This is a genomic window from Bacteroides sp. D1 (assembly GCF_000157095.2).
GTDB lineage: Bacteria > Bacteroidota > Bacteroidia > Bacteroidales > Bacteroidaceae > Bacteroides > Bacteroides xylanisolvens.
Genome location: NZ_JH114343.1, coordinates 127,581 through 152,447, shown reverse-complemented (window position 1 = coordinate 152,447; position 24,867 = coordinate 127,581). Strand labels below are relative to the sequence as shown.

Genomic DNA, 24,867 nt, shown 5'->3' with positions numbered 1-24,867 from the left:
CTATTAATACTAGATTATCAAGTCTTTTTTATTTATGTTACAAATTAAAGCATCTTTCAGCAATTATCAGTCCTCTGATACGCCAAAATAAGAAAAAATAGCAGTATAGTCAACCAAAGGAAACGAGTGTCAACGAGAGTACAAGTTAAATAACTGAGAATCAAAACATAATATTTATGTGTATACAATGAGAGTACAACCGAAAGACTAACCGTTTAAGCAATAGAGAGAGGATAATTAGCCTTTACCCTCTCTCCAATTCTATCAGAAACAAATATTTATTATTACCTAATTAATTCCATCCCGGGTTCTGATGTCCTTCCAACGCAGGATTAGCCTGAATTTCATCTAACGGGATAGGCCATAACAAAGCATATTCAGGAATGGCACCGGCTCTTGTGCTTCCATCTGGCTTGTTTTGGATTTGAGCCGATGCAAGAGCAGTCCATTTCAATTTTCCTGATTCTGTAGATGCTTCCGGATACAAACGAGTACGGCGAATGTCGTCCCAAATCTTAAATTCCAATGGTAACTCATGTAAACGTTCAGTCAAAATCGATTGTATTAAATCATTTCCTGTAGCCGTCTCATCTGCCAATCCAGCACGTTTACGCACTTGATTGAGATAATATTTAGCTCCACCGACAGCATTATCTTCATGATTTGTACGTGCCAGACCTTCGGCCGCAATCAGCAAGACTTCCGCAAAACGGAATACCGGCATATTATAATCACCGTCGTGACCGCTAATCAAAGCATTTTCATCAAACCACGCCCAGTTGCCTGCATTGTTCAAAGTATAAGTCTTTCCTGCAGCATCGGTATATTTCTTAAAGAAGAACTGTTTCTCATGTCCTCGAATATCATTAGAGGCATAGCTGTTAAGCAACATATCACAGGGAAGGTATGCATTATACAGCACGTCTCCTCCCGGATGGAACACTCCCCATTGGAAAGCATCTGTACCAATAGAACGACAAGCATAAGAGTTACCTACACTATAATCACTATAATTATATTCTTTAGCATAAATGATTTCTGCAGAACTTTTCGTAGTCTTGATTACATTATATGCCGAGCTCAAATCATCAGTCGTTCCATTCGGATGAATAAGTTCGTGAGGACTATCATTGATCACTTTCAAAGCCATCTGTGCTGCTTTTCCATAATAGTCTGTTCCACCGTTTAACGGTGCACCAGCCCATTGCAAATAAACTTGTGCCAGCAAAGTCTGCGCCATTGCCCTAGTGACATAACAGCCATTATCATAAAACGTTTTATTCGGCAATGCATCCCCGTTGACAATATCCAGCAAGTCGGCTTCAATTTTCTTATAAACCTCTTCAGCAGAAAGACGTTCTTTGTACATACCTTCTGTAGATGTGTAAGGTTCTGAAATATAAGGAACACCACCAAATTCTTTGACCAGCCAGAAATATCCATATGCACGGAAGAATTTACCTTGAGCCACATAATTATTAATAGTAGCTTCATCCAGCACACCGGTCATTGTCGGAATATTGGCAATAACAAAGTTGGCACGTGAAATACCTTTATAAAACTCATGCCAGTATTTCATTGCAATATCATCAAAAGATTCAATATTGAAATTACACCCTTCGGATGCCGTAGTAAATGTTCTATCCTTACGCTTATCAACGTACAATCCGGACACAATACCACCCCACATTGTCGCTTTAGGAGTCCAGCCACCGCCTACATCAGTGTTGTGTAAATAAGGTACACCACCGAAATACAATGCGTTCACACCCGACTCCGCATCAGCTTTCGTCTTCCAGAATTGGTCAGATGACTTCATATCCAATGGTTCTTCTTTCAGGAAATCGTCGCATGAATTCAGCAACACAGAAAGTGAACACATACAAAATGCAGATATATATACTTTTAATAGTTTCATAATTCTTATAGTTTTTATAACGGTGAATTAAAATGCTACATTAAGACCGAACGTAAACGTTCTCGGACGCGGATAGGTGAAGAATTGGCGGTTAGCCCCCCATTTGTTGTCACCTAAACGAGATGAGTTATCCGGATCATATCCGTTATAGTCCTTAGAAGTAATCAGGAATGCGTTATTCACATTCGCATACAAACGCAATGAAGACAGACCGATCTTCTTAATCAGTGTCGGATTGAAGGTATATCCGAGCTGAATCATGTTACAACGCAAATAAGAACCATTGCAAACCCAGTCATCATCTGCCTGGTTATTAGCTCCCTGACCAAAGTTATTCAGACGAATTGCCTGTTCTTTACCCGACGGATTGAGAGTTGGATGCCATGCTTCCTTATAAAGACGGTCTATACCGTTAGTTAGGAAACGGGCTACAGTAGAGTGATAATATTCTTGCATCACGTCCACCCCCCATGTAAACTGGAAGTCTAAAGTCAAATCAAATCCTTTATAATTGAAGGTATTGATGAATGAGCCCATCCAGTCAGGTAATCCGTTACCGATAATTTCGCGTTTCTTATAAGTTACCTTTTCACCAATAGTGGAAGGTATGTTCATTGTCTCCGGATCCCAGTTAGACGGAATACCATCGTAAATACCGGCACGCTTATAACCATAGAAAGAGGAAAGCTCTTCACCTTCACGAATCAACATATCGTAACCCACAAAACCGTCGGTCGTAATCTGACGCTTACCGGTGACAGGATCAACAGATGCACTTTCATCCAACTTCTCTACACGGTTTTTGTTGAAACCTAAATTAAGAGTGGAAGTCCACTGGAAATCATGTGTCTGAATAGGATATGCTGTAACCAGAATATCTACACCACGATTGGAAACGGCTCCAATATTATCCATAATGGAAGAGTAACCTGTTGATTCAGGAACCGGACGGTCGAGCAACAAATCCGAAGTATACTTATAATAATAGGAAATATCGAAATTCAGTCTGTTATTGAATAAACCCAACTCGAATCCTAAGTCCCACTGTCCTGTCTTTTCCCATTTCAGGTCCGGATTAGGCATATTGTCCAGATAAGACACTACATGCAGAGCATCACCAATGATCGTATTCGACTGGCTCACCGTAGCCAATGATTTATATGTACCAATTTCCGAATTACCTGTCAGACCGTAAGAAGTATGTAATTTCAGCTTGCTGATCAATGAGTTATCTTTCAAAAAGTCTTCATTAGAAATCATCCAACCCAAGCCGACTGACGGGAAAAATGCATATTTATTGTTCTGTCCGAATTTGGAAGAGCCATCATAACGACCGGTTACGGTAGCCATATACTTGTTGTCATAAGAATATGCCAGACGCAAGAAATAAGAGTTCATCGCCCACTTGTCGTAATCATTGCCTACAGAAGGACGGTTCGTTCCGGAACCTAAATTATAATATCCGTAGAAGTCATCAATATACTTACTGTCGGAAGCTTCGAATTTGGTATAATTATACTCTTGCCAAGACATACCCGCCATTGCATTAATGTGATGTTTGTTTATATCTTTCACATAAGTCAAATAGGTTTCTTCCTGCCAATACAAAGAGTTGGAGTTATTTGCAGAAGCTGCTCCCTCGGAACTTTGATTAATCATCGGACGCGGAGTGAACGGCGTATAGTTAGCATCACGATTATTGTGGTAGTCGATACCGAACTGGGTCTTCAAATCCAATCCTTTCATGAGATGGAAAGTCAAAGCAGCATTACCAAAAATCTGCGTACGATATTGCATAGCCTGCATCCGTTCGAGCAACTCAACGGGATTACCTACACCTTCCGGGCTGAATCCTTGTTTTCCGCTATTAGGATCAGTCTGATTATTGAGAATAGAGCTTGTATTAATAATGTTCGTCTGCGTATATTCACCATCCAGCTTAACCGGTAAGAAAGGCAACTGTTCGATCATCGTACGCAATGCGCCTTGTCCGTAAGGGTTATCAGAAGTTCTATTACCCCAAGTATGATTTACTAATAAATTAGCGGAAGTAGACAGCCAATCAGTCGGTTTGTCATCATACGCCAATTTTGCATTGATACGTTTGAAGTAAGAATTCAACAAAATACCCTGTTGATCGGTATAATTGATGAATGCTCCGATAGAAGATCCTTCTCCTGTACGTTGGATACTGATCTGATGGTTATGAGAGATGGCAGTGCGGGATGCTTCATCCTGCCAGTTGGTATTATATTTCGGAGAACCGTCTGCATTGAACAAACGTTCGTCTGTGAATATCTGTGACAGATCAGTTGTGAAGTTCTTGCCTTGAAATTCGTTGGCATTTTCCAATCCCTGCTTGAAGGTAGACATCCATTCGTTAGCATCCATTACATCTATTTTTCTAGCCATCTTACCGATAGACAATGAACCATCATAGGAAACATGGACTCCTTTTCCTGCATTACCGCGCTTGGTAGTCACCATGATAACACCATTTGCACCACGGGCACCATAGATGGCAGCAGAGGAAGCATCTTTCAATACTTCGATAGATTCGATATCATTCGGATTAAGCAATTCGAAGTTTGACATCACCACTCCATCGACTACGTACAGCGGTGATGCTGATGCGTTGATAGTAGAAATACCACGAATGATGACACGTGATTCTCCACCCGGCTGACCGGTATTAGAGAAGATATTCACACCGGCCACTTTACCCTTCAATCCGTCAAGCGCATTGAATGATTGTGCTTTCAGCATGTCTTTACCTTTGGCTGTGGAAATGGAACCCGTCAAGTCTGATTTGCGCATGGTACCATAACCTACAACGACTACTTCGTCCAGTGCTTTCGTATCCGATTGCAGAACTACGTTCAGAACATTACTCTTTAATTCCGAGACTTTAAATTCTTGTGTGATATAACCAATATACGAAAACACCAAGGTGGCATTGGAAGGAACAGAGAGAGTGTATTTACCGTTAATGTCAGTGATTGTTCCTGTACTACCGTTTTTAACTTTCACCGTACCACTGATAACCGCCTCTCCCTGATCATCGGTTACCGTACCGGAGATTGATTTTACAGATTGAGCATTCATGCCCAAACTCAACATCATACCTATTACAAATAAGGTAAGATACTTTAGTTTTTCATTCATAATTCCTTTAAATTTGATTAGTAATAAGGTTAATTCCCTTTAAAAAGATTGTTGCAAATAAAGGCTATTCGAATAAAAGTCCAATGCTCTACCTTGCCAAAAAAACGGCAAAATAAAGACACATATCTAAAGCACAGAATGGTAAATTAGAGCACAGATTAACACACTAATAATCAATACAATAAAATCGACAAAAGGAATTTAGAGCACAAGGTTGTGACAAACAAATAAATAATAATGTTTCCCAACTAATCACCTATACGAAAGAATTTAACCTGACAATCAGCATACCTTTCGCTGTTCCCGATAATCTTTCGGTGTCATCCCGAACCGACGGGTAAACTCTTTATAAAAATAAGACCGGCTGGAAATACCGACCTCCATAATAACATCTTGAATAGAAAGTTCTTCATCAAGTAACAGGCGGGCTGCCTTTTCCATACGGTAACTCTTTATTAAATCACCGGGAGCAGTATTGGAAATTTCCTTGAATTTACGATAGAACTGACGGGAACTCATTGCCATACGATCAGCGATCAACGTTGAGCCCAGTTCTTCCTTGTCCAGGTTTTCTTCAATCACCTTTAACAATTTACGAATAAAATCAGCTTGTTCGGTAGTTGTACAGACAATCTGTCCCGCCAAATCTCCCAGTTCCTCCATATATATCTGCTTCGCTTCCCGCTTTCCATAAATAGCATTATGGACAACTTCCCGCAAGAATAATATATCATAAGGAAGTACAATATAAGAATCAGACCACAAGATCAGTTCCCGCTGAATGGCCGAACCAACTTTCCAGGTTAACAATGGAATAAAAGCTGTCTTTGAAAGCAGAGTACGATTCCGGCTAACATACTCCATAAAAGTACTTTCAGCATTGGCATACATTGTCATATCCACTAATAATAGAGCCGGAGCCGACCGACGAATTTCGTCAAAAGCAAGCTGCACACTCTTTACTTGATGAACCACGTATTCATCAGCCAGGAAATTACTAATCAACCAAGTCATTTCATCTCTGTCTTCCAACAAAAGCACAGTTTTTTTCCCTTGTTCACCTGCTACTGTCAAGACCGCCGGTTCAAAGATAATCGTCAACCGACTACCACTCTCATCATCATCATAACGAAGAACGGCATGAATACGTTCCAAAGCCGACCGTACAAAACCTAAAAGTAAATGCACAACAAACACATGATCGGAATCTTTCTCCGTCACCGAAGAAGCTTTATCTGAAAGATATTCATACAACGCTTTCGCAGTAGCATCTTTAGAAGAAAAATGTAGCTGCATCTTACCATCCTGTTCTGACATTTCTACTATTACGCCATGAGTACCCTTCATTTCAGTAATCCGGAGATAGCAGCAATAAAGAATACTGTATAACGCATTCTTGTAAACTGGAAATGTTAAGTGTTCCGGAATCATTGACGATATAGAAGAATGATCAATCCCTTGTTCTTCCAACGTACGCAACACCTCTTGAGAAACTCCCTGTATACTCATACGCGCAGAAACAATAAACCGATCCGGAAAGAATTGTTTAAGTTCTTCCAAAAACAGAGCGTCAGGATTAAGAAGTGCGCTCATCACAGTTTCGCGTATCAGTGACACTTTCTCAAGACATTGCTCATAAGAAAGATTCTCTGCACGCAATTGGTCACAATAATTATAAATAAGAGTAAAATCTTCAAGCATCCTACGGTTTGTATATACAGTCTCGGATTTCCGGCAACTTTCTGTCCCCATCAGTGTTTTCATCATCCGTTCCTGAAGGTAGTTTTTACGTAGCAAATATATCACGTACCCTAACAACAACAAAAAAATGATCAAATAAACAAAATAAGCCGCCACCGATCGATACCAGGGAGAAAGGATATATACCGGAATAGAAAAATGCCGATATTCTGTATCAAATACATCCCTCTTATAGCGTACCTTAAAGATATAATCACCTGCCGGCACTCCTGTATATGAGGCTTCATTAATACTACTAAAAGAGGTCCAATCCTTATCATATCCTTCCAACTGGTAAGAATATTCTATATCTTCTCCTGATAAAAAATCCGGAACAACAAAAGAAAGTGCAAATGAAACCTCCGTCCCCTTCAACTGTAATGCCTTACCATCGTCTGTATAGTAATCTCCATCCCCCTGAACCACTTGCGTATGTCCAACAGTCAACTTACGTAACAAAATATCCGGATAAAATTCCGGAGCAGCCTGCACCTCTTTATCCAAATAAAGCAACCCGTCAATCCCACCGAAAAAAAGCTCCTGTGTATATGGACACATGTAATAAGCATCATCACTAAACTCACCGATTTGAACACCTGCACTGTAAAAGTAGGCATGTGATGAGCCATTTATCGGATTATATTTAATCAGCCCCCGATTCGTACCAAGCCATAAGAGTCCGTTCTCATCTTCAAGTACACCATGAATCATATCATTGAGCAAACCTTGCTCCCGTCCGATATAGGTAGCTTTCATCTGTTTGCCATTAGAATTCAAACATACCAATCCTGATGTTGTCCCTACATATAACAACCCTTCTTTGGTCCGATACAGGCTGAGCACATCGTCTACCGACTTATGAAGCATTTCTTTCAAAGAAATCACTTTATATTCTTCAGTCCGCTTATCAAACCGTACGAGTCCTTTCTCCCGACTGCCAAGCCACAAAATAGAATCCCCTTCGGGCAACATTGGATAGAACATCGTAATTTCTCGCTGACCGTGAAAAAAATGATAACTTTTCTGCGACTTGAAACGAATGGTACCTGCCTGCTTCTCAAGTATTAATTTATGAAAACCGGAACCGGCTGTCACCACATAAAGTACACTATCATTTTCCTCATAAATGCCATGTATCTCGGTGGGTTGTGCCGGCAGATTCTCCACAGAATGCAAAGCTTTGTCTTCAAAAGAATAGTAAAATAGTCCCGGATCTCCAGATCCTATCCAAAAGCCATCCATATAACGGCTTTGAACCAATTTATAAACAGGAAATTCTTTATTCCATCGTATATAAGACACAACATTTTGCTTTCCTTCAGGAGAGTAAACTGTAACGGCAGAAGCCTCCTCATTCTCACGATAATCCGGTATATGCAGCAGTCCATCACCTTTCGTCCCGAACCATAGTCCACCACTATCGTCTGTCATAACAGAACGTACCTGCCTGCTTAAGTTAGATGACAGTTGATTGAGCATCAAATTGGTGGCAATAGAATATTTCTTAGCATACATAATCGTTCCTTGTCCGTCCGAAGCAACCCATAAGACATTCTGATGAGGATCTCGATAAATACTATATATACGTACATTCCGGTCGACCACTTCTTCTTTATATTTTTGTGAAGTACGGAGACGGACTAACCCATTCGTTCGAAAACCAATAATAATATCTTCATAGAAAAGGGCTATTCCTGCAATAGTTCCATTCTTCTGCACTAATGAAGAAAGGTTACGAATATAAATTTTAGATTGTCGGGAAATATCATAAACATAAAGATCATGCTCACTATCGATAAAACAAAGAACGCCATTCTGATAAAAGACATCTTCAATAGGTTTCGCATGAAAATCAGTAGATGAAACAGTTGAATGAATTGATAATGTGTCACAATCAAAAGCATCCTGCGAAACCTGTAACAGCTCCCCTGTTTGTTGAGTGAAAATCCACAAAACACCATCATCCGTTACGAATGCCCGTTTATCCATATCTTCTACGGGTACTTTCAGATTCTTAATCTGTACAAATCGTTTATAAGATGTATTATAGTAGAAAATTCCACCATGACTCACCACCCATGTGTTTCCTTTAGAATTGGAATGTAGATAATAATCATCTGTAAAGTCATAATATCCGACAACTTGCCGTGAATTCTGTGAAAGACGATTAATCCCCAAATGAGTAGAAATCCACAAACAATTATTATCCGCCTGCTGAATAGAATGGATTACGTTGTTACTCAAAGCCTTGGGAGCTGAAAAATCGGAACGGAAAACTTCCATGCTTCTGCCGTCATAACAATTGACTCCATCGTAAGTACCGAACCACATCAACCCTGTATTGTCTTGAAAAAGACAAAGCACAGCGCTATTAGATAATCCTTGCTGATAATCTACTTTCCGGAAGATATATGAATCTTTACCACCATCTGCCTGACAGATCAATGAATAAATCAATAGAACAAAAGGAAAAATCAAGCGCATTTTCATTGTGTTAATCATTAATATCATCTATTAAATATCAGGCAATCGCTTATATGTTTTGTTTCGCAGTGCGAAAGAAAATAGCCATTAATAATCGATGTCTTTGATTCTCTTTACACAAAGATACGTTTTTATACGGAAAATGCAACTCTATTTTATCAAGTACCTCTATTTTTCAACAATTACTTCACTACTAAGTTCACACAATCTAAGAGTCTGCCTCTTCCATTTTTCAATGATCTCATCATTATAAATAATGCAATCAGTTTTATTTTCATGCCGTACGTTTATCAATATGCATATTTAAGCCATGTGTTTATCATTGATATAAGACCTATAAAGTTGTATACCAATTGATATTCTTGTGGTGTATCTATGCTAACGACGCAGAGAAGTAAGCTTTGTTGATTACTTCTCTCTCAACACTGCTTACTTCTCATGTAATCTATTAATAGAAAAGTTGCTCTTGATTAAGTCCAAACTTTCTTTTTATTAACAGTAAAGTTGCTTTTCATCCCTTCCAATCTATAAATGCAAGCTTCATTTATAAAAACAAAGGTTCCGTTTTTAAAAACAAAGCTTGCATTTATAAAAATGAAGCTTTCATTTTAAGTTTGTAAATAACAAAAGAGAAGTTTACTATTAGACGAAAGGAAGTTTAGACTTAATCAAAAGAAACTTTATTGTTAATACTCAAGGAGAAGAGTAACTATTATCATTCAGTGGATATCATCCTAATAAAAAGTCTCGTATATCAATGAGACAACTTATTCAGTTATCTTTATGATATACGAGACTCAAATGTTATAAATAAAATCCTATTTTGCAGGATATTATTTTGCTAATTCATTAATCACATCCATTATCTTCTGACCGATTTCCTCGGCAGCTTCCATAGTAGAAGCTTCACTATACACACGGATGATCGGTTCTGTATTACTCTTGCGCAAATGCACCCATTTGTCGGCAAAGTCTATTTTCACACCGTCGATATCATTGATTTCTTCGTTCTTATAGATTTCCTTTACTTTGGCAAGGATAGCATCTACATCAATTTCCGGAGTCAGGTCTACACGGTTTTTAGCAATGAAGTAAGGAGGATAAGTAGCACGGAGCTCGCTAACCTTCTTTCCTTCGTGAGCCAGATGGCTAAGGAATAATGCGATACCTACCAATGCATCACGTCCGTAGTGACTGGCAGGATAAATTACTCCACCATTTCCCTCACCGCCGATAACGGCATTGGTTGCTTTCATCTTCGTTACAACATTTACTTCGCCTACGGCAGAAGCGCTGTATTCCATTCCATACTTGCGAGTTACATCACGCAAAGCACGGGTAGAGCTCAAATTAGAAACAGTGTTACCGGGGGTATGTTTCAGTACATAGTCGGCAACAGTAACCAGTGTATATTCTTCACCGTACATTACGCCATTCTCGCAGATCATTGCCAGACGGTCAACATCGGGGTCTACAACAAAAGCTACATCGGCCTTTCCACCTTTCATTAAGTTCATGATGTCACCGAGGTTCTTTTCAAGCGGTTCGGGGTTGTGCTGGAAGTTTCCGGTAGGTTCACAGTAGAGTTTTTCTACATGTTTCACACCTAAACGTTCAAGAAGTTCGGGAAGAATGATACCGCCTACCGAGTTTACACAGTCAATGGCTACACGGAAATCTGCTTTTTTGATAGCTTCTACATCTACCAAGTCAAGAGCCAATACACTGTCGATATGTTTCTGGTTATAAGTCAGGTCTTTGCGGTAAGAACCCAAGTGATCTACGTCGGCATAGTCAAATTCTTCTGCTTCAGCAATACGAAGCACTTCGTTGCCTTCGGCTGCATTCAGAAATTCGCCATGTTCATTCAGTAACTTCAGTGCGTTCCACTGCTTAGGGTTATGAGAAGCTGTCAGGATGATACCGCCACAAGCGCCTTCCATTGTCACAGCAAGTTCTGTGGTCGGAGTAGAAGCAAGATCAATATCTACTACATCCCAGCCCATTCCCATTAATGTGCCGACTACTACGTTTTTTACCATTTCACCCGAGATGCGGGCATCGCGTCCCACAACAATCTTGTTGCTCTTCGCTTTGCAGGTCTTACGAATTAACGTAGCATAAGCCGAGGTGAATTTTACAATGTCAAGCGGGTTCAGTCCTTCTCCCGCTCCTCCGCCGATGGTTCCGCGGATTCCAGAGATAGATTTGATTAGAGTCATAGGTTTTTAACTAAAAGATTTATCTAATGTTAGTGCTTTAGCTTTTTGCTTTCTCAAACTTCCAGATATCATAGAAATAAGGATTGACATATTGTTGTGCAGTTGTATGCCCCATCTTAGAAGGTACGATCAGACGTACATGGGCATTATTACGCAAATAAGGTAAGGCAATCAACCATCCGGATGGAATTGCAGTTCCATAGCCATTACTATTCCATAATAAATCATATTCCAAACTACCGGATAAAACGATTCCATAAACAGTAGACGCGTTTTGTACATAACGGAATGTTAATGGAAACTTATAATAATCAGGAGCATCCATCCATTCTTCTAAAGGTACATTGAAACAAGTAACCTCTCCTGTCATCATATCCTTTTCTACATAACGAGTACAAATGACATTATTATTAGCAAAAGTGTCTACTTCATTAATAAACTCAACCCCATTCTCACCTTCCTCTTTCCCGCCACGATCTACGATCTGCATATATACGCCGTTGGAAAAAGCAACATATTCGTCATATCCATCCCCAGCTTCTTTTGAAGCCGTAACAGTGTCTCTTTCGAACTCTTCCAGTGAAATGACACGAATATCATTATCTTTGATGAACTTATTCACCGCATTTTTCTCGTCTTCCAGCATTTCTGCATAAGTCTTCGAATTGTCGCATGCCTGGAACAGACTTCCGGCGGTTAACAAAGAGAGAAATAAAAATACAAGTTTCTTCATTATCTGTTATTTAGCTATATTCCGCACAAATGTATCTCAAAATCATTAAAAGTTGAAAGGGGGAAGTTGAAAGTTCGTATCTTTTAACCTTTCCATATTCACTTTTAACCTTCCATCTTTAGCTTTTTGCTGTTAACAAAGGTTTATACTTCTCAAGCGCTTTCTCAAAGACCGCTTTTGCCTCTTCCATCGTTCCGAAAAACTCACCGCCCGAAGCGTTCAAATGTCCGCCACCGTTGAAAAATTCAGCGGCTAACTGATTACATGGAAAGGTTCCTACCGAACGAAGGGAGATTTTAATCATCGGCTTCTCTGTATCTTCCCGCAAGAAGCAGGAGAAACAAACATTCTTGATGGAAAGGGGGATGTTTACGAAGCCTTCGCTATCACCTTTTATATAGTTAAACTTACTTTGCTCGGCTTTTGTCAATGTGATTAATGCCGAATTACAATCCGGATAAACAGTCATGTTCGACAATACATAGCCCATCAAACGCAAACGGCTCTCCGAATAGGTATTGTACACCTTACGGTAAATATCATCCTTATCGATTCCTTTGGAAAGCAGCTCGCTGATGATAAAATAAATTTCCCGGTTATTTGAATTATAAGTGAATCCTCCTGTATCTGTCATCATGCCTGTGTAGATACATTCTGCACCTTCCTTCGTGATATCACTGAAATATCCCATACGACAAATCAGCCGGAATATCAATTCGGAAGTAGAAGAAATCTTAGGATAGGACATTACAATCTTACAGAAATCTTCGGGATACAGGTGATGATCGATCATGATTTTACGTGCAGGAGATGCAGCCACAGCATCTGCCATATCGTCAATACGCTTCAATGCATTGAAGTCGAGACAACAGATTACGTCAGCTTCGGCTATCAACTTATCGGCAAAATCTTTGTAACGGTCATACAAAAGAATATCCTTACTGCCCGGCATCCATCGCAGGAAATCGGGAAAGGCATTCGGCACAATTACGTTTACTGTTTTTTCCTGTGAATCCAGGAAATGATATAATCCCAATGATGAGCCAATAGCGTCGCCGTCAGGAGAAACATGGGATACAATTACTATTTTGTCAGCTCGTTCAAACCATTTGGTAAAATGGTCTATTTTGGCTTGTTCAATTACTTTCGTCAACATACTCTTAAACTTTATCAAGGTGCAAATGTACGATAAATCTTTGTACTTAGAGCAAAAAGCGGACAGAACCTTCGTCGGACAAAGAGATAAATCGCAGACCGGATTTCTTGCATTCGCTTTCAAGTAGGTGTTTGCGGTATTCCGAGAGGGACGCGTCCAATATGACGTAAGAGAAAGAAAAGACCTGGGCGAGTTCTTCCAGATGACCGTCATATCCTTTGCATAAGTAAAGATACTGAATATATAACGGAGAAACGGTGGATTTGTTTCGCCAACGGTTATCGTTTATGACACATACACGACAACCATGATAGGATATAATCTGCTGTTGACGGTTAAGTTCAGCGTGCCGGCAATCAGCCGTTATTTCTTGGGGAGGAAGAAGGTGATGACGCTTCCAATAGTTAGCTGTCATGTGTTTCAGACGTTTTTCATTGGAGAGAGTATCCATATAGTTTATCCAGGATTGCCCGTCACTTTTTATGCAATGTACTGCCGGACAACCACGCACATTGTAAAAGACTAAACTCGTTTGAGGACAATCCAGCCAATACAGTGTTGCATGATAAGTCCCCATCAACAAGATAGAAAAAAGACAGATTTGCAGATTCCGGTATCGGCGATTCATGAAATAATAGGTTAGCAGAGCGATAACAATATAGATACCTAGCACTTCTGACTGATAAAGCCAAATTCCATCTATAGAAGCGCAAGGAAGCCGTTCTACCCATCGGACAAAGAAATTAAGTCCTTCCAACAGCTTCTTAACACCTCCGGCCACTCCTATCTGAAGCCAGGAGAAAGGAGTCAGAAGAAGCATTACGACAGCAGCATATAAGATAATCGTAATCAAAGGAATAACAACTAAATTCGTCAACAGAAAATGCACGGAAAATCGGGAGAAATAAAACAGAACAAGCGGAGCTGTTCCTATTTGTGCGGCAACAGATACACTCATCAGTCCCCAAACATGCTTTCCTATTCTACTTTTCACGGTAATCAAATGGTAGATCGGCTTTTGGATAAGCAAAATAGAAGCAACAGCAAGGAAAGAGAGCTGAAAACCAACATCGAACAGCCATGCAGGATTGCAGAATAACATCAACCACGCAGCTACTGCCAATGTATTTAAAGATAAAGGTTCACGACCAACCATATCCGCCATAGCTAAAATCGAAAACATACTGACCGAACGTACTACCGACGGAGAAAGCCCTGTAAAAAAAGCAAAGGTCCACAATAAGACAAGAAGAAAAACAGAACGCACACATCTACCTATATTTCCTCTTCGGGCAATAGGTTTCAGAATGAAAAAAAGCATTGTATATAAAAGTCCGATATGCAAACCGGATAAAGCAAGAATATGGCTTGCACCTGCTACCGAATAACTTTCACGAACCGAATCACTTAATTCTGTCTTATCTCCTATTGTTAGTGCTGAAAGTACTGCCAGTTCATCCCCGTTGAATCCCAGTTCCTGATAAAGTGAAACCACGTTTCTTCTACAAGAGCTGGCTACACTTTTGAGGTCAAAGTTATTCATTCCGTCGCATTTTATCCATTTCCCGGATGCAACATATCCTGTTCCGCTAATACCTTTCCGCATCAGGAAGCGGGCATAATCAAATTCATCAAAGTTTCGATTGTTAAGAGGAGGAGAAATGCGGGCAGAAATCAGCAGTTCATCTCCACTCTTCAAACGGGAGGCAGACGAATCTTGCTGTAGATAAAGAACCGCAGTATGTCCTATCGGATATATGCCCGCAGTATCACGACGTTCTTTTAATAATGCCTGACAGAGGTAAGTATGTTCTTTTGGTTGAGCTGCATCCGTTATCAAAACCCGGTACACAGTTTCTTCTTTCGGAAAAGAGCAGACAGCCTGTTGCAATTGTCCAGTCATCCCAAGCCATCCTCCCGTAAAACAAAGAGCGGAGATAGCTATCCCAAAACACCATCGCAGCGAATAGCGTTTCAGAAAATAAAGAGCAAAAGACAATACAGCAAAAAAGCCAAAGAAGAGAATACCACAAAGGGGATCCCATGAACGGTCAAAAAAATGATCTCCACAAAAAATGCCTGCTATCCAAGGGATAAGCAGGCGTATAAATGGATATCGATGGATATAAAAGGAATTCAATAGATTAGTTACAGTTCGTGCAACTGACGAATCATTTCTACCGGATCCTGTGCACCAAAGACAGCATTTCCAGCCACCAGCGCATCGGCTCCCGCCTCAACCAGACGGGCTCCTGTTTCCAGGTTCACGCCACCGTCTACTTCAATCAGGGCTTTCGAACCTGTCCGTTCAATCAGGGCACGCAGTTCACGAACTTTTTCTACCGAATGTTCGATAAACTTCTGCCCGCCAAATCCTGGATTCACGCTCATGATAAGCACCATATACACGTCCCGGATAATATCTTGTAAAAGAGCTACAGGAGTAGCAGGATTGATCGTTACAGCAGGCTGCATCCCGGCTTCTCTGATTTGTTGAATCACCCGATGCAGATGTGGACAAGCTTCATAATGCACATTCATCGTATGAGCACCCAATGCTTTTACTTCCGGAATGAATTTCTCCGGATTCACAATCATCAAATGCACATCCAACGGCTTCTTACTTAACTTCGCTACATATTTCAGTACCGGAAAGCCAAATGAAATATTCGGAACAAATACTCCGTCCATAATATCAATATGTACCCACTCCGCTTCACTGCGGTTTACCATTTCAATATCCTTTGCCAAATATCCAAAATCGGCAGAAAGAATAGAAGGAGCGATAATCGGTTTCATAATTCTTTTATTTTAGGTTCTAATTGTCTCGTGTTCGGGACGGTTTTTATTCTATCTTATTGTCAGATCACTTCATCTTACACCCATCTTCCAGGTGATAACCACGAAGCAACTCATCGATTTTCAGTCGTTTCTTACCGGGTAGTTGTAAAGAAAGAATAGATACAAATCCATCCGGTACAGCTACTTTCATAAATTTCTTGCCATCAGTCACGATTGTTCCAGCAACCAATTGATGTGATTCATAAACTTTCTCACTTTCAAATATTTTCACGACCACACTTTCTGCTTTTTCGGAAGCAATCAGTTCACTCCAGGCAGCGGGGTAAGGTGATAATCCACGGATAAAATCGTAGATCTTCTTCACCGGCTGGTTCCAGTCAATCCGGCAAGTTTCTTTAAATATCTTCGGAGCAGGACGGAGTTCACCAACAACTGCCATATCTTCTTGAGGAATTGGTTTGACCGTTCCATTCAGTATAGCATCTACTGTTTCAAGAACCAGCTTTCCTCCCAACATCATCAATTTATCATGTACCACTTCTACATTATCCGTATCTGCAATAGGCACACGTACCTGTTGAATGACCTCTCCGGTATCTATCTCATGCTTCAAAAAGAAAGTCGTAATCCCGGTTTCCGTATCACCGTTGATAACCGCCCAGTTGATAGGAGCAGCTCCACGATATTGAGGAAGTAAAGAAGCATGAAGATTAAATGTACCCAGTCGCGGCATATTCCATACCACTTCCGGCAACATACGGAAAGCAACTACAATCTGCAAATCCGCTTTCCATTCACGCAACGCTTCCACAAAAGCTTCATCTTTCAACTTTTCCGGTTGAAGCAACGGTAAATTCTGTTCGAGCGCATATTGTTTGACAGGAGAATATTGAATCTTATGTCCGCGTCCGGCAGGTTTATCGGGCATCGTAATCACACCCACTACATTATAACCGCCTTCTACCAATTGACGCAGGGCCTCTACTGCAAAATCGGGAGTCCCCATATATACTATTCTTAAGTCCTCTTTCTTCATCATTTTAAATATGTTATCATTACTTAGGCACGGATTAGTCTTCAGAAAAATGTACCAGCACTTGCCGATACGAATTAAATATCTTTGATTTAGAGACAAATCCCTGATAGCGGCCTTCCTCATCTACGACCGGAAGATTCCAGGCTTTCGTATCGTCAAATGTTTGCATAACCTGCTCCATTCCATCCGTATCGAAGATTTTGGCAGGAGCAGATATCATCAATTTATTAACAGTGAAACGATGATAAAGTTCTTGTCGGAACATGATGTTGCGAATATCGTCGAGCAATACAATTCCCAACAATTCACCCGTTTTCTTATCTGTCACCGGAAAGACATTTCTATGGGAAGCTGCAATTGCTTTCACCAGTTCGCCCAAGTCCATTTCCGGGTGTACGACAACGAAATCTTTCTCCACCACGTTTTCCATTTTCATCAGCGTCAACACAGCTTTATCCTTGTGATGTGTCAGCAATTGTCCCTTCTTAGCCAAACGCATCGAATAGATACTATGAGGTTCGAAAGCAATAATTGTCAGATATGAACTTACAGATACAATCATCAACGGAAGAAATAAATCATATCCACCTGTCAGCTCGGCTATCAGGAACACCCCTGTCAATGGAGCATGCATGACACCACTCATTACTCCCGCCATTCCCATCAATGCGAAATTCTTCTCCGGCAAATAAGCGGAGAAAGCAAAGTCATTGCTAAAATGAGAGAAAACAAAACCGGCAATACATCCCAGATAAAGCGAAGGAGCAAAGATACCACCACAACCACCTCCACCGTTTGTTGCACTGGAAGCAAATACTTTCAATAAGATAATCAGCATCAGATAAACCAGCAACAAATTACCATAGCCATAAAACATAGAGTTGTTCATGACCGTATCCCACTCTTCGGCAGACGTTCCATTCAACAAAAGATTAATCGTATCATATCCTTCACCATAAAGAGGTGGGAAAAGGAAAATCAATACACTCAACATCACACCACCAAAAGCCAGTTTCTTGTAAGGGTTATTGAGTTTGCCAAATACACCTTCTACCGAATTCATGGCACGTGTGAAGTACAACGAAATCAGCCCACAAAAAATTCCCAGCAAGATAACGAAAGGAATACGTTCCAGTTCAAATGCCTGATCGAGGTGGAACTTAAACATAGCCTCCGTACCAGTGACTATGTACGAAACAGTTGCTGCTGTCACGGCAGAAATCAGCAGGGGAAGCAAAGAAGACATGGTTAAGTCAATCATCAACACTTCCAAGGTAAATACCAGTCCCGCAATCGGAGCTTTAAAAATACCGGCAATGGCACCTGCCGCACCACAACCTACGAGCAGCATCAACGTGCGATGCTCCATCTTAAACACGCTCCCGAGATTGGAACCGATTGCCGAACCTGTCAGTACAATTGGTGCCTCTGCTCCGACTGATCCACCAAATCCGATGGTTATGGCACTGGCGATAGTAGACGACCAGATATTGTGTCGCTTGATACGTCCCTGCCTACGGGAGATGGCATATAGAATTTTGGTGACCCCATGACTGATATCATCCTTTACAATATTACGCACAAACCAACCTGCAAGGAAAATACCGACTACCGGATATACCAAATACAAATAGTTAGCTTCTGTTGCATTGAAATTATTAGTCAGGAAATTCTGTATCTGATGGATAAAAAATTTCAATATTAACGCAGCAAACGCAGTGAAGATTCCGACCAGAAAACTTAATATCAGGATAAATTGCTTCTCCTTTATGTTCGCTTCCCGCCATTTGATACAACGCTGCAATAAACTAAGTTTTTCTCCTTTCATTTATTCGCGAATTATCTTTATCACTCCACCTTTTTCCAACTTAATAATACTTGAGGGTTTCGGCTTATTCATATCATCCTGACGAAAGCCAACGATATAATCTACCGCCGATTTGATTTCATCACTAATTTCACTAAAATTAGCAGCACCCGGCTGCCCGCTGACATTAGCCGAAGTAGAAACAATTGCTTTACGGAACTGCTGACAGAGTCTTCTGGAAAAATCTTCATTCGTCACACGAATCCCTACACTGCCATCTTCGGCCAGCAGATTAGGTGCTAAATTTCGTGCTCCGGAATAAATAATCGTCAACGGCTTGTCGGCAACTTCAATCAAATCCCATGCTACATCAGGTACATCCTGTACATAAAAATCCACTTTAACCGGAGAATCCACCAACACCAACATAGCTTTGCTATCAGCACGTTTCTTAATCTCATACACCCGGCGTACAGCCTCCTCATTAGTCGCGTCACAGCCTATACCCCATACGGTATCAGTGGGATAAAGGATCACTCCTCCTTCATTCATCACCTGACAGGCTTTTTTAATATCTTCTATCATTTCTTGATTAATTTCCGTTAAGAACAAGACGCAAAAATAACACATTTATTCCATTTAGTGAAATCTATCCTGACGTTTTTAAATCACCCTTTAAAATCAACTATTGGCAGACAACAATTTAACTATTACATTATTACAAGCGTGTTTCCCTAACAGAACAAACATCCCAAAACTTCGTTTTAAACGATTATTAACGAAAATCTTCCTTATCTCCGAAAGCAGAATCATTAGAAATCTCTATCTTTGCCTCAATTTCAAGCAAGAAAGCAAAAGTGCCATTTTTGTGTCGAATTTAAAACGTTTAAGAGAAAACAATGGAAGAAATCGTATTTCATCACACATTACCTATCCAATTGCGATTCAATGATGTAGACAAATTTGGTCACGTCAACAACACAGTTTACTTCTCCTTTTACGACTTAGGAAAGACTGAATACTTCGCTTCAGTATGCCCCGGAGTAGATTGGGAAAAGATCGGGATTGTCGTTGTCCACATCGAAGCGGATTTCGTCAAACAGATATTCGCATCCGATCATATCGCCGTACAGACTGCTGTTTCTAAGATAGGCACCAAAAGCTTTCACCTGATCCAGCGGGTTATCGACACAGAAACGAATGAAGTAAAATGTATCTGCAAGTCTGTTATGGTTACTTTCGATCTTGAAAGACATGAATCCATGCCACTGACAGAAGAATGGATAGAGGCGATCTGCAAATATGAAGAACGGGACTTGCAAAAAGCATAGATAGTTTTTTTTGAAAAAGCCCCCTCACGAATGAGAAACAAAACAAGCAAAACCAATTCTCCGGAAAAAGTTTTATTCTGATTCATGTCCGCTATATAACAGAAATTGCCTATTTTTGTACCTTAATTAATAAGGCATAAAATATCTAGTACAGAAAATGATAGCTGACAAAAGTATAAATTTAGATACCCTTTATAATAAAAGTTCATCTTTTATCTTTCACGCTTTTCACAGTCTCATAAACTGTAGAATAACAGATGTTTGCTGTGATTTCACAACCCCATTTTAAACTCCTCACATCCTTCACACTGTTCACACTTTTAAGAAAAGAAGCTCTAGTTCAAACAAAAACTCAGGTGTTTTCTTATGTGGAAGAACGTAAGAAGAATATGACCGGATACCGGATTGAAACAGCCGACATCGTATCAGTCGACTAAAGTCGGCTATATAGCCGACTCCAGTTGACTAAGCAGCCGACTTCAGTCAGCTAAGTGGCCGACTCCAGTTGTCGATTAATAAATCAACGTCAAAATCGCCATATAGAGCCGACATTATGTAGTATCCAGCCATATATTTATGTTCAGTATTGGCTTAGTTCATTTTCATACGGGATTCCTCTAACTCAAATACTGACTCACATTCTTGATTGATAAACCTCTCCCTATTTGATAAGGAATAATTTCCGCAAAACATTAGCCATATCCGTATTGTCTCTCCTGCCCGAATAAAGAACAGCCTGCTTGCCTATCGCATACAATGGCACGGGTGCTCCCGTATGCGTTTTAGTTGTCCATCCCAATGACGCCTTCTTATCCAACAAGGCAATAGCAGCCACCGCTAAAGGTTCATCTTTCGCGTAAAGGCTGACCACATCTTTCGACTTCTTCTTCAAGAAAGACTCTTCGTAGCAAACCAATAATTCAAGTTCTTCACGCGGAGTAATCTTAATTTGTTCCCAAAAGCCCAGGTTCTTTTTCAGAAACGCTTTCATGTCTTCCCACGAAGGAATCATCTTTCCGCTTTTCATTTCACGCATAGCAGCAGTCAAGGCTTCTTGTGAACACTTCTGATATTGAAGCAAGTCGATATTCAGGTTCATATCGGAGTTGCCCAGTCCAAGACCGCCCGTTTCGTGGTCGGCAGTCACTAATATCAATGTCTCGTTCGGATGCTTTTTGTAGAAATCATAAGCCAAGCGGATACATTGGTCGAAGTCAATGGTTTCTTTCACAACAGCGCCACCGTCGTGGGCATGGGCCGCCCAATCTATTTTTCCGCCTTCTACCATCATAAAGAAACCCTTCTTCGCGGTTTCCTGAAAATTAGCAAGGCAGGCTTTTGTCAAGTCAGGCAAACTCAAGTCTTTGGCGGAACGGTCCATCGCATATTTCAGGCTTTTGCTCACTGTATCGGTTGGGAAGAGGAGAATTTTATCCTTTGCAGCAGCACGGTTATAAGCGTCCATTCCACGAAACATCGTATAGCCTTTCTGATTGAACAGGTCATAAAGGCAAGGCGCCGAAAGGTTACGCTTGCTGCGAGGTTCGAGCAATCCCGCCCCACCGAAGAAATCGAAACCGGAATTGGCGGCATCCACTCCTATTTCGTAATACATAAAACGGTCGGGTTGTGAAGCATAAAATCCACCGGGGGTAGCGTGGTCGATAGAAGCAGAAGTGATTATTCCTATTTTATAACCTTTATCTTTCAGTTGGCGTGCCAGGGATTTTAACCCGTGATTCTTTTCCGCATCCATTCCGATTACATAGTTCGTCGTTTTTTCTCCGGTAGCCAAAGCGGTAGCTGCGGCGGATGAACACGTAATCAAGTGAGAAGCCGAGCGCGTGCATACTTAAGTCATCACAGGGAAAGTGGGGAATAACAGTGAACATTCGCCCGTATCTGTTCCTACTTTCTCCGCATAAATTTGGGTTGCTTCCACATGGTTGAATCCCATGCCGTCACCGATAAACAAGAAGATATATTTGGGGACTTGCGCTCCGTTTACAACGACACTGCACAATAATAATAGCCCCAACAGGGAGCATCTTAAAAGTTTCTTCATTTCATTTTCCATTTTATTCGCAACTTCAAGTCGTGCGATAGCTGATAAACAATAAGGTTATTCATAAACATAAATGATGTTGGGCACTCCGCGTTCTCCGGCATGGTCGAAACGTTTATTATCACAAGGATAATTGACGACACCATTCTCCGGTGCCCCCGACAGCCATAATGTTGTGGAACCGCCACCGTCCAGGTTCAACGCATCCTTACCGCCTAATATCCGAAGCAAGTGTGCCAGTTCGGGGATATTCACCCCTTCGGCACGCCCCGGAAAACGTCCGTTCACCGTGACAAGCAGTATTTTTCCATCCTTCGTCATGCAAACAGCACTACGGGGATGCTTATTCTGGACAAAGTCCTTTCCACACAAGCTCCAGTCGCATACCCGACCGTCTTTTAATAATAACGGTCCGGATGCCAATATTGTACCCACCTTTCGCTTATATTTTTTTTCTATCTGTCTGTTCCAGGGAATCAGCTTCATCTTTCCTTTCCGTTCGTAAACGGCTCCCGTGACACGTAGTTTAAACTCGTTTATCGTTGTCGTATCAATCACTTGCCTGTCTGTTTTCAGGAAACAGACAGAATTCCCATGCTTCATATCAAAATAAGAACCATTGATTGCCGCAAGCGCATGATGTTCGGAAGCTATCCGGCTTGTCTTTTTCATACCGTCCGATATGGCAATACCCGCTTTCATCCCTTTGCCGGGGTCAATCTCTATCAGGTTGATAACTTGGGGGCACTGATAAAGCTGAGGTATAGACGCACTCTTGTGGATAATTCCCTTTTGAGCATGTATTATCTCCCATTGTGCAGAAACGATTGCCAAAGAATCTGATGCGGTCTGCCCTTTCAATGTTCCGACGGAACAGAGAGCTAAGACAAGGATAACGAAGTATTTTCTCATTGTAAACAGACAGATAAATGTGTTAAGTTAATAAATTAATTAAGTTATCTTATTCAGTAAGACTATTCCCTTGCAATATCCACGCAGCTTTCCGGGTTGCATATTGCGACCATGCCTTGATATCCGCAGGTATCTGTCCACTCAACTGATTATCATTCACTCTGAATATACCACTCGAACCACTCTTCTCGATTACCGTTCCATATCCGTAAGGGATACTTCCACTGAATCCGTTGGTATAAATCATAAACTCTTTCAGGCTCTTCCAAGTGGTCGGTTTATTGTTTCCGTCTAACGGAATAACCGGAAGCGGCCCGCTCAAATTATTACAATATGCCTTTATTGTCACCATACCGGGGATATTTATCAACATATCCAGATTACCAGTAAACGTGTTGTTAAATCCGGCCGGAGTGGAAGTTGGATGATTTGAGATGTTAAAGCTAGTCAATAATTCACATTCTCCCAAAGATTCCGGCAAGTTTCCGCTTGCAGCAGATTCTATTATCCATAAAGTGGTCAATTGGGACAGTTGTCCTATTTCCTCGGGAATACCTGCTAACTTCTGATGTTTGAACTTTATGCTTCTCAGTTCCGACAAGTTGCATAAGGGGATAATATCTCCTTCGATATTATTCGGGGACTGAATATCAATCTCAACCACCCTCTTATTCTCAAACTTCAATCCGAACCAGTTTGTCGGGTTAGTTTCCAGTGGAGCGTCAAAGTTCCATTTCTTCGTCCAGTTATCTCCGTTCGCACTTTCGTAGAACATTCTCAGGTAATCGATGTCTCCCAAAGGTTTCTTATCCTGCGTTATTGTCAGTACGTCGGTAATCCCATTCGAACCTTTCAGGTACAATGAGGCGGTACGTCCCTCGTCTATATCCGTATAAGGGTCAATCGCCAATTTCAGTTCCGATTCATTGATGACGCCCGGAGTAATTGCCGCCCCGTCGGTAACGTGTATCCAGTCGCATCCTTCGGATAGTTCGTATGTGTAAGTAACCATTGTCGAAAAAGGTATCACCTCTTCCGCACTGCCTTCCGCACCTACTTTCACCGCACGTTTTTTTAAAGCGATGCCCACTCCTTCCTGTACCACTTTCAGCTTTGTTTCGGCACCTTCGATAATCCAGCCTGCAATTTCCGCTTCGCGGGGAGCTACATTCGCATTCTTGGATACCGATATTCTGAAACTTCCCGTACCCATCCCGTTCGATGAAAGCAAGTCAATCCAAGTGGCGGAAGTCTTCACACGCCAAGGCAGATTGGATTCGATATCCACCGTATATTCCTTTTCTTCCAACGGAAGATTCAGCGTTCCGTCCGCAAACTTCAAATCCGGTTCGGGCATTGTGCGTCCCGTATCATCCGTAAAGTCCTGACAGCTTGCCATACCCAGCAGCAAGGACAGACAACAGATGATTCCCCATAGACCTTGCCAGCAACTATACATTCTATTATTTCGTATCATAATGATTCAACTATTAAGA

At 41.0% G+C, this 24,867-nt stretch carries 16 protein-coding genes and 1 pseudogene; 1 reads left to right on the top strand and 16 read right to left on the bottom strand.

Annotation, left to right across the window (positions count from 1 at the left end):
* Window positions 1-292 precede the first annotated feature (292 nt).
* From BSAG_RS10235 to BSAG_RS10285, 11 genes are all read right to left on the bottom strand, one after another.
* Window positions 293-1,918, bottom strand: coding sequence for a RagB/SusD family nutrient uptake outer membrane protein (locus BSAG_RS10235; RefSeq protein ID WP_004311031.1), 1,626 nt, complete (start codon window positions 1,916-1,918; stop codon window positions 293-295).
* 27 nt (window positions 1,919-1,945) lie between these two features.
* Window positions 1,946-5,083, bottom strand: coding sequence for a SusC/RagA family TonB-linked outer membrane protein (locus BSAG_RS10240; RefSeq protein ID WP_004311032.1), 3,138 nt, complete (start codon window positions 5,081-5,083; stop codon window positions 1,946-1,948).
* A 282-nt stretch (window positions 5,084-5,365) separates the two neighbouring features.
* Window positions 5,366-9,325: a helix-turn-helix domain-containing protein gene (locus BSAG_RS10245; RefSeq protein WP_004313059.1), complete on the bottom strand. Its 3,960-nt coding sequence runs from the start codon at window positions 9,323-9,325 to the stop codon at window positions 5,366-5,368.
* 815 nt (window positions 9,326-10,140) lie between these two features.
* Window positions 10,141-11,529 carry a phosphoglucosamine mutase gene (glmM, locus tag BSAG_RS10250; protein ID WP_004313060.1) on the bottom strand — a complete coding sequence of 463 codons (1,389 nt, stop codon included), beginning with the start codon at window positions 11,527-11,529 and terminating at the stop codon, window positions 10,141-10,143.
* A gap of 37 nt (window positions 11,530-11,566) precedes the next feature.
* Entirely contained in the window at window positions 11,567-12,262 is a 696-nt protein-coding gene (locus tag BSAG_RS10255; RefSeq protein WP_004313062.1) for a DUF4827 domain-containing protein, read from the bottom strand.
* A 118-nt stretch (window positions 12,263-12,380) separates the two neighbouring features.
* Window positions 12,381-13,418, bottom strand: coding sequence for a DHH family phosphoesterase (locus tag BSAG_RS10260; protein ID WP_004313064.1), 1,038 nt, complete (start codon window positions 13,416-13,418; stop codon window positions 12,381-12,383).
* Window positions 13,419-13,464: 46 nt separating this feature from the next.
* Window positions 13,465-15,558 (bottom strand): ComEC/Rec2 family competence protein, encoded by a 2,094-nt coding sequence (locus BSAG_RS10265; protein WP_004313066.1) that lies wholly within the window; start codon window positions 15,556-15,558, stop codon window positions 13,465-13,467.
* A gap of 8 nt (window positions 15,559-15,566) precedes the next feature.
* Window positions 15,567-16,217: a ribulose-phosphate 3-epimerase gene (rpe, locus tag BSAG_RS10270; RefSeq protein WP_004313068.1), complete on the bottom strand. Its 651-nt coding sequence runs from the start codon at window positions 16,215-16,217 to the stop codon at window positions 15,567-15,569.
* A gap of 67 nt (window positions 16,218-16,284) precedes the next feature.
* On the bottom strand, window positions 16,285-17,256 hold the full coding sequence (gene fmt, locus BSAG_RS10275) for a methionyl-tRNA formyltransferase (RefSeq protein WP_004313070.1): 972 nt from the start codon (window positions 17,254-17,256) through the stop codon (window positions 16,285-16,287).
* Between the two features lie 34 nt (window positions 17,257-17,290).
* Window positions 17,291-19,084: a chloride channel protein gene (locus BSAG_RS10280; protein ID WP_004313072.1), complete on the bottom strand. Its 1,794-nt coding sequence runs from the start codon at window positions 19,082-19,084 to the stop codon at window positions 17,291-17,293.
* A complete protein-coding gene (locus tag BSAG_RS10285; RefSeq protein WP_004313073.1) occupies window positions 19,085-19,648 on the bottom strand; it encodes an L-threonylcarbamoyladenylate synthase in 564 nt (187 codons plus the stop codon).
* Between the two features lie 314 nt (window positions 19,649-19,962).
* Here BSAG_RS10285 and BSAG_RS10290 point away from each other — a divergent pair, with 314 nt between their 5' ends.
* Complete coding sequence (locus tag BSAG_RS10290; protein WP_004313074.1) at window positions 19,963-20,394, top strand: acyl-CoA thioesterase; 432 nt, start codon at window positions 19,963-19,965, stop codon at window positions 20,392-20,394.
* A gap of 661 nt (window positions 20,395-21,055) precedes the next feature.
* On the opposite strand, the gene BSAG_RS0223245 is transcribed toward BSAG_RS10290, so the two are convergent.
* The 5 genes and pseudogenes from BSAG_RS0223245 to BSAG_RS10305 all read right to left on the bottom strand — a co-directional run bounded on the left by BSAG_RS0223245 (window position 21,056) and on the right by BSAG_RS10305 (window position 24,848).
* Entirely contained in the window at window positions 21,056-21,859 is an 804-nt protein-coding gene (locus BSAG_RS0223245; RefSeq protein WP_255344346.1) for an alkaline phosphatase, read from the bottom strand.
* A gap of 141 nt (window positions 21,860-22,000) precedes the next feature.
* Window positions 22,001-22,228, bottom strand: a pseudogene (locus BSAG_RS25945) (alkaline phosphatase); the annotation flags it as partial.
* Between the two features lie 18 nt (window positions 22,229-22,246).
* A complete protein-coding gene (locus tag BSAG_RS24980) occupies window positions 22,247-22,459 on the bottom strand; it encodes a hypothetical protein (protein WP_004314608.1) in 213 nt (70 codons plus the stop codon).
* A 57-nt stretch (window positions 22,460-22,516) separates the two neighbouring features.
* Entirely contained in the window at window positions 22,517-23,371 is an 855-nt protein-coding gene (locus tag BSAG_RS10300; RefSeq protein WP_004314609.1) for a phosphodiester glycosidase family protein, read from the bottom strand.
* Window positions 23,372-23,420: 49 nt separating this feature from the next.
* Window positions 23,421-24,848, bottom strand: coding sequence for a BACON domain-containing protein (locus tag BSAG_RS10305; protein WP_004314610.1), 1,428 nt, complete (start codon window positions 24,846-24,848; stop codon window positions 23,421-23,423).
* Window positions 24,849-24,867 lie beyond the last annotated feature (19 nt).